We start from the raw sequence: 11,768 nt of genomic DNA, 5'->3' as shown, positions 1-11,768 counted from the left end.
TCACCGAGGTTTCGACACGCCTCGTCGCTCCGCTCCTCATCGGCTCAACCACCGTAAAATACACTCCCCCATCGATGGTCGAGCCGGGACCGAGCCCCCAAGGCGAGGACCCGAGTCGAGACCCCACGACACGACAATGTCGGCAACCACCTCCGAGGTGGTCACCACCCGAACCCGGCTCACCGAGGTTTCGACACGCCTCGTCGCTCCGCTCCTCATCGGCTCAACCACCGTAAAATACACTCCCCCATCGATGGTCGAGCCGGGACCGAGCCCGCGACCCGACACCGTCGGCAAGAACCTGCGAGCCGGTAGCGGTGTGCGGAGGGCTACGCCGTCACCGGGCGGGCGTGGGAACCGATCGTCCCTCGACGAGTTCGGCCGCAGTCTCGACCGCTCGCTGTGGGGTGACCATTAGGGCGGCGAATTCCTTTGCAGTGTCCTGTATTTCGGATGTACGCACCCCTCGGAGGTCGTCGCGGACGGTGCTGTGACACAGCGCGGAGAACCGACGCCCCACCCCCACCCCGAGTGCAGAGATCCGGTTGGCCCAAAACGGTTGCTCGGCAGTGAAGGCGTAGATCACCCCGGGTGTCCCGGATCGGAGAACTGCGGCGGTCGTGCCCGCACCTCCGTGGTGGACCACCGCAGCGCACCGCGGAAACAGCCACGAGTGGTCCACCGCGCCGACGTGATAGACGCCTGGACGCTGCGGGTCGGGGCCCGGACTTCCACCCAGTGCGAGGATCAGTCGGAGATCGAATTCAGCTGCGACACTGTAGAAGATCTCGGCGATCCGGTCCGGATCGGCGATCGGCATCGATCCGAATCCGACGTAGACCGGCGCGCTCCCCCCGGCCAGCCAGGCCGTCAGGTCGCTGTCATGCCCCGACACCTCGGCGAGGTGTTGCCGGTCCCGTGCGGCGAGGTCGAGGAAGCCGATGATCGGCTTCAGGGTTCCCCACTCGTCGCCGAGGCCCGGGACGATCGCCGGGTCGTACGCCTGGATCTGTACGATCCGCCGGGCCGCCAACCGGTCAGGGCACGGTTGATGCATCGAGGCAAGACCGAGTCGACGCCGAAACCTGTTCTCGCCGTGCCGGGTCGACGACCACACAACGCGGTCGTAGACCCGCCAGGCGGCCAGGGTGGCCTGCGGGCCCAGACGATGGGTGAGTCCCAGCGGACCATGGTTGCGGTTCGCCGACATCGGTGCGAACCGCAACACCGTCAGCTCGACACCGAGACGATCGGCGAGCGCCATCCCGCGGGCCTGACAGATCGGCGCGACCACCAGCCGGTCGACGTCGTGGACCTGGGGCATTCCGGTTGTCTGGTCGACGTCGACGAACAGCCGGATGAGTCCGTCGTCGAACGATCTGATGCCGTCGATCACGGTGTCGATCGCAAATCGCACCTTGGTCAACGGATTTCGGGATCGCTGGGCATCGAGGGCGGTATCCGACGACCATTGCCGGTCGGTGTCGCGCCCCACCGGATGCACGGTCGGCACACCTGCCGAGGCAACGAAGTCGACGAGGTTCGGCGGGACCACCGCGGTCACCCGAAGTCCCCGTCGCAGCAGTTCGGTGGCCAGACAGACCCCCGGCTGGATGTCCCCCCGGGAGCCGTACAACAGGAAGACGACGTGCGCAGTACTCACCAGAATCGACGTTTCAGTTCCCAGGCGGCCAGTTCCGCGTCGACCAGTGCCCGGAGCCTGTCGTCGTCGCCGAAGCGGTCGGTTGCAAAACCGGCGAACGACAACGTGATCCGGTCGTCGTACTGCACGATCCAGCCCGACATACCGGGTCCGGGCATGTCGGCCCGGGCACCCCCGATGGGTTCCTGCACCATCAGCCGTAGCACGAAGGACGAGGCGCGGACACCGCAGATCGTCTGTACCTTCTCGTCCAGTACCCCGAGATTGGAGACGCTGACATCGGGTGCGGGCACCAGCGGCAGCAGTGCGCCGAGCACCTTGCGCGGCAGCAACCGCACCACCGACAGCGTCTCGTCGGGTACGTCGTTGCCGCTCTCGGCGTAGGTGGTGAAGGCCTCACGGCTCTGGTTGCGGATCTCGGCGAGATCGAACGGGGCGTCCTCACCGTCGCGCAGTCGTAGCCAGATCCCGCCGGAGGCGTTGGCGCGACGATCCTCTGGACCGCCACGCTTGCTGACCGCGACACTGACGCGCAGTTCCTCAGAATCGGGATGTCCTGCGCGACGTGCGATTCCGGAGACGATTGCGGTGAACAGTGTGTTGGCCGTGCCGTTGTGCCGGCGGGCGAGGTCGTGAAAGTCCGCGGCATCGAGATCGACCGTCACCAGTGCGACCCGCAGGGGATCGTAGGTGACCGACGGACGTACGAAGGTCGGGGTGGTGCCCGGGGTCGCCTGCCGTGTGGAACGAATCTCCCGCACGATCGGCTTCAGTGACCGCGCGGCCGCGCGCAGCTGGGTCGCCGCGTCGGCGAGATCCTCCCGTACCGCGTGCCTGCCGCGCGCGACGGCCGGGTCGGGCAATGGGTCGAGGTGGCCGTCGGCGGCCGCGGTCAGGGCCCGCATGATGGCCTCACCGTCGGCGACGAGATGCGAGATCAGCAACACCACCACGCGACGCCCACGCGTGGTGGTGACGGTGCACAGCTTCCAGGCCAGGCCCTCGGGTGCGTGCAGGTCCGCGGTGCGCAGGATGCCGTCGGCCCACGGACCGATCGCGTCGTCGGCGATCCGGCCGAGGTGCAGCACCTGTGGCGGGATGCTCGAGCGCACCCACCGCCCGCGGGCACCGGGCACTCGGCGTCGCGCGATGGCACGATTCAGCCGGCCACCACCGAGCACGGTGGCGAACTCCTCCACCGCATCCGTGCCGGGATCGTCGTCGAGCACCCACAGATACTGGATCGGGGTGCGGAAGCCCAGGCGCTGCTCCGCGAGGAGAAAGGACTCGTCGGGGCCGGCCACCCGCAGGGGGGCCGCCCCCGGCGACGAGGACCGACCAGTGGTGGCCGTTTCGGCCGTCATCATGCTCTCCTCACGGCAGGCACCGTTGCGTCGTCGGACGCCAGACGTTGCGAATCGAGAAGCTCGCGGTCTGCGGGTCGTAGGCCCGGATCAGGACCAGACGTGCGCCGTGCACCACGAACAGCGGGGGTAGATAGCCGAGTACGACTGCTGCGGCCATGCCGCGGCGGCGGTGCAGCAGCAGCGTACGGGGCAGGAAGCTCATGTACTCCATGAAGGCGACCATCCCGGTCTCCATCCGGCGCGGCGAGACGCCGACGGTGATGGAGGAGAGAAAAGCATTGCGCCCATTGATGTCCCGGACGCAGAGCCCCATGTCGACGTCCTCGAACACGTCGCGGCGCATGCTGACGGTGTCCCGGATGGCCGCCCAGGTCGCGCGGCGGACCACCATGTTGGAGCCGTAGAGCACCGGGGACTCGCGGACCGCGATGTTCTCCGGAGCGGCGGCGGTGGACCGGGATGGGAGGGCATCGAACACCGGGCGCAGGCGCGCCTTCCACTTGCTGGTCCAGCCCTCGAACGGCAACCCGTATGCGGCTCCGCGACCGCACAGGGCCGCCCAGTCCCCGTTCGTGTCGTGCTCGAAGAACTCGACGACGGTCTGCGCCCACCGCTCCGGGACCCGGGTGTCGGCGTCGATGCGTGCGATGAGGTCTCCGGTGGCGGAGTCGAGGCCGGCGTTGCGGGCGTAGACGAGTCCCTGCCGGGCCTCCTCGATCAGCCGGATCTCCGGGCAGCCGCTGATCGCGTCGTCGACGATCGCGCGGCTGCGGTCGGTCGAGTTGTTGTCCACCACGACGATCTCGGCGATGTGCTCGATCTGTTTGATCAGCAGGCCGAGGCACTCCCCGATCGTGTCCTGCTCGTTGTAGACCGGGATGACGACGGAGAGTCGTGGTCGTGAGGCGCCCCCGTCGAGGGGCGGTCCGATATCGTCCGCCGGCCCTGTGTTCGAGGTCACTTTTCTCGTCCTCCACATTCGTTCTTGCAAAACCCTTTGTTGGGTGTGGCAATCACGGTGCTGCATCTCCACACCGACAATTGTCGATCGCAAAACGCGAACGCGCCGTCCGATGTGGGACGTATCCCCCGCCTTGTCCCGATCCGGAGTCTAGGACAGCCTCGTGAGCGGGGCAAAAGGCGGACGGCTGATCATCCGATCCAATGCGATCACTGGCAACTAACTGTGAAGCCGTGTTTCGCCAGGGTTTCTGTAACTTTAATTCACAGTAGGATTCGCCTGAATTCATATCCGGTTCACCCTGGTGGTGACCACCGTCACGAACTCCGGGGCGTCCGCTGGTCAACGAACTCGGCGAAATTTCGGAGCATTGATTGTGCCCCATACGATTCCGTCAGGCAAGGTCGCAAATACACGATTGTTTGAACTGGAAATCATCGGCGTTTTCGGGTTAATGTCTATTCCGCGACGCCTTTCAGAGTTGGGGCTGGGGGGCGCCGGACAGCTGTCGCGCACCGTCGCCGACGGTGTCGACACAACCGCATTTCGGCGGCTCCGTGAGTGTTCGGAGTCATACCGGGTGCGCGGTGGTGTTCGTGGAATACACGCTGGTACTCCGGTTTCCACACCCCCGACGACACGCGTCAGCGCGCGGTGCAAGCCGTCCTCGCTGCCCACCCGTTTGTCTCATCACCCCAGGGGGATCGCCATGGAGTACACCGAACTCGCCGACTATCCGCTGCCCACCGGCCGCCTCACCGAATGGATACCGGCCGTCGAATCCGGGGCATGGGAACCGGATGAGCGACCTCTGTCACCCAACCACGAGGCACACCTCGGACACGCGCTCACCACCGACCACGTCGACCCCCTGGGTTCCTGGATCGGCACCGCCTTCCGCCTGACCGGCACCTTCGACCCCCAGCGCTTCGCCGAGGCCCTGCGGCTGTGGATCGGCCGCCACGACGCGTTCCGCACCACCGCCCGCCTCACCGATCAGGGCCTCCAGCGCCTCGGGATCTCGCCGGACGCGGTCACCGTGACCGCACGCGCCGCCCGACGGGAACCGGGTCGCGACATCTGCGGCCACATCGAGGACTTCTTCGCGCGCGACCTGAGCGCAGCGCACTGGCCGCACGTGGTGGCCGTCACCATCGAGCCCGACGCGGTGCTCGAGGCCGCAGAGGGCGTCATCGTCGTGCTCGCCGCCGACCATTCGGTGATGGACGCCTACAGCCAGCTCCTCCTGATCACCGAGATCAACGAGTTCTACCGCGCACTCGGCGAGAACCGTGCGCCCGAACTGCCGCCCTGCGGCTCCTACGTCGACTACTGCGTCACCGAGCACGAGGCCGGTCTGGGGATCGACGCCGACCACTCCGCGTTGGGCCCCTGGCAGGAGTTCTGGGACGACGGCTCCGACGCCCCGGCGATGCCGCGGTTCCCGCTGCCCACCCAACCGGCGGTCCCGGCCGACACCGTCGCGGCCCAGCAGTCGAGTCTGTCGCTGTGGTTGTTGTCGGCGGAGGAGACCAACGCCTTCAACGCGGCATGCAAGCGGCACGGCGCCTCGCTGTCCACCGGCGCGTTCACCGCGTTGACCACCGCACTGCACCGCCTGACCGGAAACCGCGACACCCGCTTCGTGATGCCGATGCACACCCGCACCACGCCCGAGTCGTTCGCCGCAGCCGGTTGGTACGTGGGTCTGGTGCCGGCGACGATCACCCTGGGTGACGCCCCCTCGTTCTCCGCCGCGCTCGCCTCGGTGGACGCAGGAGTGCGCCGGCACGCCGCACTCACCCACCAGCCGTATCCACGGATCGCGGCACTCGGCGGCATGCTCGACACCCCGCGCTTCGCGGTGTCGTTCGTCGACGCACGATTCCTCCCGGGCGCGGCCACCTGGACCGACCGGGACCGTGCGCTGCGCAGTCGGATCGCGGACAACGACGAGGTCTACATCTGGGTCAACCGCACCACCGAGGGCATGAACATCTCGCTGCGCTTCCCGAACAACGAGGTCGCCGCGGCCTCGATCCACGCCATGATCGGCGAGTTCGCGGCGGTGCTGCGCGATGTCGCGACCACCGGTGACGTCGTCTTGACCGACACCTCCGAAGCCGCCGGGTCACCCGACGCGGTGGAGCAGCTGTGAGGCTGATCGACGACGACGATTGGACCCCGGAGCCCGGGACCATCCTCGAGTGGTCGCCGTCGGCGGCGACCCTCGCGGCGGCCGCCGCGGCACCCGCACACCCGGTGGGCCCGTCGTTCCTGCAACGCGACCACATATCCGCGGTGCTCGTCCAGCGCGCCGACGGCCGGATACACCGCGGCTACACCTGCAGTACCGTGCACGTCGACGAAAGCCTCGACACCGACCGGATGACCGTCGCCATCACCGAGTTCCTCGGTGCCCATGAGGGTATGCGGTCGTCGTTCCGGATGGGTGACGATGGTCAACCCATCCGCTTCGTCGTCGACACCGGCGACGTCTCGCTGGTGGTCACCCCGTCGGAGGACACCGACCCGCTCGCCCACATCGACCGGCGTCTGCCCACCGAGGCCGTCTTCGACGCCTTTCCCGGATGCGCGTTCGGGGCGGTCAGTCGCCCCGGATCGTTCGATCTGTACTTCGGCATCGACCACGCCTACGGCGACGGCGCCTCGCAGGTCCTCGGACTCGTCGAGATCCTGGCCCGTTACCGCGGCGACACCTCGTCGCCCCTGGTGACGACGCACGGTAGCCACATCGACCACACCACGGCCGAATACGCTCGCGCGGCGCAGGTCACGCCGGACTCGGAGTCGGTGACGCAGTGGCGTCACGTGCTGACCGGGTCCGGTGGCCGAATCCCGGTGTTCCCGCTCCCCCTCGGACTGGAAAACGATGAACCACAACCGGTCTGGTTTGCCGAGGCCGAGCTGGCCGACGCCGCCGGTACCGACCGGCTGGTGGCCCTCGCCAAGCAGCACGGGACCGGACTCACCGGCGTACTCCACACGGCCCTGGCCATTGCGGGTCGCCTCCTCGACGATCGCGAATGGTACGCCACCGCAACGGTTCTCAGCAGTCGCTCCGGTGAGCACATGGCATCGCAGGGCTGGTATGTCAACTTCGCGCCGCTCGGTTTCCCGGTCCCGTCGACCGACTTCGTCGAGGTCCTCGAGCAGGCCGGACCGGCGGTGGAGGCCATGAAGCGCGCATCTGCCGACCCGGTGCACGCCGCGTTGGGAATCCTGTTGGTGCAGGGCGTGATCGACCCGTCGGTGGTGGTCAGCCCCCAGATGGTCAACCTGCTCGACTTCCGATGGTTCCCGACCGCACCGAACACCCGTGACCTGGTGGTGTTCACCGGCGAGGGCCGCACCCGCAACGCATCGATGTGGGCGTGGCGGACCGCCGACGGACTGCGGATCGGTACCCAGTACCCGGGGAATCCGGTGGCACAGGAGTCGGTCACCCGGTTCTTCGCCACGGTGCGCGACATCATCGCCGCGGCCGTGACACTCGAGAGTGAGGTTGCCTGATGCATGTGACCGCGATGGATGTCATCGACCTGTCCGGACAGCTGACCGAACTGGTGGTGTCGTGGACCGGTGAACCCCCGCGACGGGATCTACCGGTCGCGTTCAACCAGGGCAATCACCTGCGCGCACAGCAGCTCGGACGTGGCGCATGGTTGGCCGGGACCGTCGAATTGCCTGGTGCGGCAGCCGATCCCACCAAGGTAGCCAAGGCCGTCGAGCAGCTCCTCGGTGAGCACGACGCACTTCGCGCACGGTTCACGGTGGGCGATCACCCGCGTCAGGATGTCTTCGAATCCGATCAGATGTCGGTGCGTCCACGCCTCGTGGGCCGGGTGTGGCACAGCTTCGTGACGTCGCTGATCAACGAGCGCTGCCATGCCGGACGGGTGCCGGGCCTGTTCTTCGGGTTGTTGGGCGACACGCTCGTGTGCGCCTTCGACCACGCCCACGCCGACGCCCTCACCATCGACCTGGTGCTGCGACGGATGGCCGAGCTGTACGGCGACCCGGACGCCGCCGCGCGTCCCGGTGCGGACTTCGCCGAGCGCTGCTGCGCCGAGGACGGAGCCGGTTCGATCCTGACCGAGCACACCGCCGAGCGTCGCGCCGAGCTGATGCGCGTGTGGCAGGACTTCTTCACCGAGACCGACGGCGCCCTGCCGACCTTCCCGATTCCGCTCGGCGACGGCCGGGATCCGCAGCACACCACTGTGATCCGCATTCTGGACGCCGACGCCGCGGAGACCGCACTGGGCTCGCGACCGTTCGCCACGATCCTCGCCGAACTCGCCGCGTCGGTCGCCGACGCCGGCGGACCCGACCGGTTGGCCACGCTGATCCCGATCCACACCCGCGGCGGGTCCGGGTCCGGCTGGCACAACACCGCCGGGTGGATGGTGTCCAACGCACCGGTGGTGGTCGAGGCCGGAAACCCCGACTCCGCCGACGCATGGCTGCGGCACGCGGCCGGGTTGTCGACGCTCCCCCTCGAGCAGGTGCTCGCCGAGTGCGCACCACAGTTCGCCTCGGAGGACATCTTCATGGTCTCCTACCTCGACTACCGCAAGTTGGGTCCCGAACTACCTGGGGCACAACATATTTCGGCGGTCACCTCCACCGATACCGCACAGCTGTGGTTCTCCCGCGGCCATCAGGGCCTGGAGTTGCGCGTGCGATATCCCGCGCGACCGGCCGCCCACACCGTGGTCGGCGCAGTCCTGGACGGGCTGGTCCGACGACTGCGGCCGGGCGGCGCCGTCGTCGACATGAGGGTCCGCGCGTCGTGACGCCCCGCGGCGGTCAGTAGGCGCCACAGCTGGCCGCTGCCTGTTCGATCGCCGCCTTCGCGGCATGGCGTTCGGCGTGTGTCCACCCGGACACTCCAAGGAACTTCATCTTTCCGGCATGGTTGTACGGGTGCGCGATCGCCAGGTCGGCGGCGCGGTCTGCCGGGCTCAACGCGAGGACGTTCTCGAGGCTCTGCGCCGACGTCGGGTACTGCTCGATGTGCGCGTAGATGTCGGGGGCCTGCGCCTGCAGCGCGCGCTCGCCCTGTGCGACGACGCAGTTTGTGCCCGCCATCGGCGTGGACGGTCCCGCATCGGCGCTCGCCGCGCCCGCGGCGAGCCCGATCCCGACTGCGGCGACTACTGTTCCGGTGAGCACCGACGCCCATCGCCGGACCAGGGTACGGCTGAATGTGGACATGATCTCCTCCTGCCCGCCACCCCGCGCAGACCTCGTGGTCTTCGTCCGATCGGGGGACGGTCACACTTCCACGCTAGGCCCGTCGACCGCGGGTTCGGCAGTGCCGATCCTGCCGATTTCCTGGCAGTTTTGGCAGGTCAGTGGCATATTGTCGACCAATCCGACAATCCCGGCCGACCCCGGGGTGTGGCCGGGTACGACGCCACGGTAAAGGGGCCATTTGATCTGGCCGTAACGCGAGGAGTAGGGTCAAACGCATGCAGCGCGCGCTCCTTCTCGGTTGCCGCGGCGGGGTCTGAACGACCGGCCCTCCGTCGCGGGGCCCTATCATGCGCCGGTCATCTTCCCCCTTTTTTCACGATCTCGGAGATTGACCAATGGCACCAGCAGACAGCTTCACCTCGGGCGCGAGCCGCATCGTCGAGCCCGCCGGCCCCATCCCGGCCGGCCAGCCCGTGTGGAACCCCCAGCGCAATTCGGCGATGCCCGTCCATCGCTACCGCCCCTTCGCCGACGAGGTGGAGAAGGTATCGGTCCCTGACCGCACCTGGCCCGACACCGTCATCACGCACGCACCCCTGTGGTGCGCCGTCGACCTGCGTGACGGCAACCAGGCATTGATCGACCCGATGAGCCCGGCTCGCAAGCGGCGCATGTTCGAGCTGCTGGTGCGGATGGGCTACAAGGAGATCGAGGTCGGTTTCCCGTCGGCGAGCCAGACCGACTTCGACTTCGTCCGCGAGATCATCGACGACGGCGCGATCCCCGAAGATGTGACCATCCAGGTCCTGACGCAGTGCCGTGACGAACTGATCGAGCGCACCTTCGAGGCATGCCAGGGTGCGTCCAACGTGATCGTGCACTTCTACAACTCCACGTCGGTCCTGCAGCGGCGCGTGGTCTTCCGCGCGGACAAGGACAAGATCACCGAGATCGCCACGCATGCCGCCCACAAGGTGCTGGAGGAAGAGAAGAAGTTCCCCGACACCAACTGGCGTTACGAGTACTCGCCGGAGTCCTACACGGGCACCGAGCTGAGCTACGCCAAGGAGGTGTGTGACGCGGTCACCGAGATCATCGCTCCCACCCCGGACAAGCCGATGATCATCAACCTGCCGGCGACGGTGGAGATGGCCACCCCCAATGTGTACGCCGACTCGATCGAGTGGATGAGCCGCAATCTGGCCCGCCGTGACTCGATCATCCTGAGCCTGCACCCGCACAACGATCGCGGAACCGCCGTCGCCGCAGCCGAACTGGGCTACCAGGCCGGCGCCGACCGCATCGAGGGCTGCCTGTTCGGCAACGGTGAACGCACCGGCAACGTGTGCCTGGTGACCCTGGGCATGAACATGTTCAGCCGCGGTGTCGACCCGCAGATCAGCTTCTCCGACATCGACGAGATCCGTCGCACCGTCGAGTACTGCAACCAGCTGAACGTGCCCGAGCGTCACCCGTACGGCGGCGACCTGGTCTACACCGCGTTCTCCGGCAGCCACCAGGACGCGATCAACAAGGGCCTGGACCAGATGAAGTTCGACGCCGATGCCGCCGACGCCGACATCGACGACATCACCTGGGCCGTACCGTATCTGCCGATCGACCCGAAGGATGTGGGCCGCAACTACGAGGCCGTCATCCGGGTCAACAGCCAGTCCGGCAAGGGTGGCGTCGCCTACATCATGAAGACCGACCACGGCATGAATCTGCCGCGGCGCCTGCAGATCGAGTTCAGCCGCGAGATCCAGAAGCTGACCGACGGTGAGGGCGGGGAGGTCTCGCCCAAGGAGATGTGGGACGTCTTCGCCGACGAGTACCTGCACCCGATCCTGCCGCTGGAGCGCATGCGCCAGAAGGTCGACGCCTCGGAGACCGACGGCGGCGACGACCACATCACCGCGGTGGTCAAGGTCGACGGTGCGGAGAAGGAGATCTCCGGGTCGGGCAACGGACCGCTGGCCGCGTTCGTCGACGCCCTGGGCACCGTCGGTTTCGACGTCCGGGTACTGGACTACAGCGAGCACGCGATGACCGCCGGCGGCGACGCCAATGCCGCGTCGTACGTCGAGGCCGAGGTCAACGGCGAGACCGTGTGGGGTGTGGGTGTCGCATCGTCGATCACCACCGCGTCGCTGCGGGCCGTCGTATCCGCGGTCAACCGGGCACATCGGGTCACCACCGCAGCACCGGATACCGCCGACGCCGCACCGCGCACCTGGGCTCCGTAAGCAGCCACGACACACCGAGACCACAACAGACCTGGGCCGGGCACAGCGGGCGATCCTCGCGGTGTCCGGTCCTTCTGTTCTCTGGCATACCGGGGTCGTCGCCTCGCGTCGTCGGCCGGCGGAGGTTTCGACACGTCTCGTCGCTCCGCTCCTCACCGGCTCAACCACCAACAGCCAACCACCACTCGATGGTTGACCCGGGACCGAGCGCGAAGCGCGAGGACCCGAGTCGAAACCCAGCAAGACAACAACGCCCGCAACCACCACTCGATGGTTGACCCGGGACCGAGACGCCAGGCGGCGACGTC

8 protein-coding genes are annotated in these 11,768 nt (G+C 67.5%); 4 read left to right on the top strand and 4 right to left on the bottom strand.

The features are described 5' to 3' along the window. Nucleotides 1-337: 337 nt before the first annotated feature. The 3 genes from ACWDUA_RS11940 to ACWDUA_RS11930 are packed head-to-tail and all read right to left on the bottom strand — an operon-like array spanning nt 338 to nt 3,991. On the bottom strand, nt 338-1,663 hold the full coding sequence (locus ACWDUA_RS11940; RefSeq protein WP_449751217.1) for a glycosyltransferase: 1,326 nt from the start codon (nt 1,661-1,663) through the stop codon (nt 338-340). Continuing rightward, complete coding sequence (locus ACWDUA_RS11935) at nt 1,660-3,027, bottom strand: hypothetical protein (RefSeq protein WP_449751216.1); 1,368 nt, start codon at nt 3,025-3,027, stop codon at nt 1,660-1,662. The genes ACWDUA_RS11940 and ACWDUA_RS11935 overlap by 4 nt, the downstream gene beginning before the upstream one ends. A gap of 10 nt (nt 3,028-3,037) precedes the next feature. Beyond that, nucleotides 3,038-3,991 (bottom strand): glycosyltransferase family 2 protein, encoded by a 954-nt coding sequence (locus ACWDUA_RS11930; RefSeq protein ID WP_449751215.1) that lies wholly within the window; start codon nt 3,989-3,991, stop codon nt 3,038-3,040. Between the two features lie 709 nt (nt 3,992-4,700). On the opposite strand from ACWDUA_RS11930, the gene ACWDUA_RS11925 reads away from it, so the two are divergent. From ACWDUA_RS11925 to ACWDUA_RS11915, 3 genes are read left to right on the top strand one after another with little or no spacing between them, the layout of a single operon-like run. Next, nucleotides 4,701-6,149, top strand: coding sequence for a condensation domain-containing protein (locus tag ACWDUA_RS11925; RefSeq protein WP_449751214.1), 1,449 nt, complete (start codon nt 4,701-4,703; stop codon nt 6,147-6,149). Next, nucleotides 6,146-7,525, top strand: coding sequence for a condensation domain-containing protein (locus ACWDUA_RS11920; RefSeq protein WP_449751213.1), 1,380 nt, complete (start codon nt 6,146-6,148; stop codon nt 7,523-7,525). Before ACWDUA_RS11925 ends, ACWDUA_RS11920 begins: the two co-directional genes overlap by 4 nt. Then, nucleotides 7,525-8,811: a hypothetical protein gene (locus tag ACWDUA_RS11915; protein ID WP_449751212.1), complete on the top strand. Its 1,287-nt coding sequence runs from the start codon at nt 7,525-7,527 to the stop codon at nt 8,809-8,811. The genes ACWDUA_RS11920 and ACWDUA_RS11915 overlap by 1 nt, the downstream gene beginning before the upstream one ends. 13 nt (nt 8,812-8,824) lie before the next feature. On the opposite strand, the gene ACWDUA_RS11910 is transcribed toward ACWDUA_RS11915, so the two are convergent. Next, nucleotides 8,825-9,232 (bottom strand): hypothetical protein, encoded by a 408-nt coding sequence (locus ACWDUA_RS11910; RefSeq protein ID WP_449751211.1) that lies wholly within the window; start codon nt 9,230-9,232, stop codon nt 8,825-8,827. Between the two features lie 377 nt (nt 9,233-9,609). Here ACWDUA_RS11910 and leuA point away from each other — a divergent pair, with 377 nt between their 5' ends. Continuing rightward, entirely contained in the window at nt 9,610-11,460 is a 1,851-nt protein-coding gene (leuA, locus tag ACWDUA_RS11905) for a 2-isopropylmalate synthase (RefSeq protein ID WP_449751210.1), read from the top strand. The last annotated feature ends 308 nt before the right edge of the window (nt 11,461-11,768 follow it).

It is taken from the genome of Gordonia sp. NPDC003376, assembly GCF_053589235.1.
The sequence above is the reverse complement of the archived record's forward strand: the minus strand, read 5'-3'. Positions and strand labels throughout refer to the sequence as shown.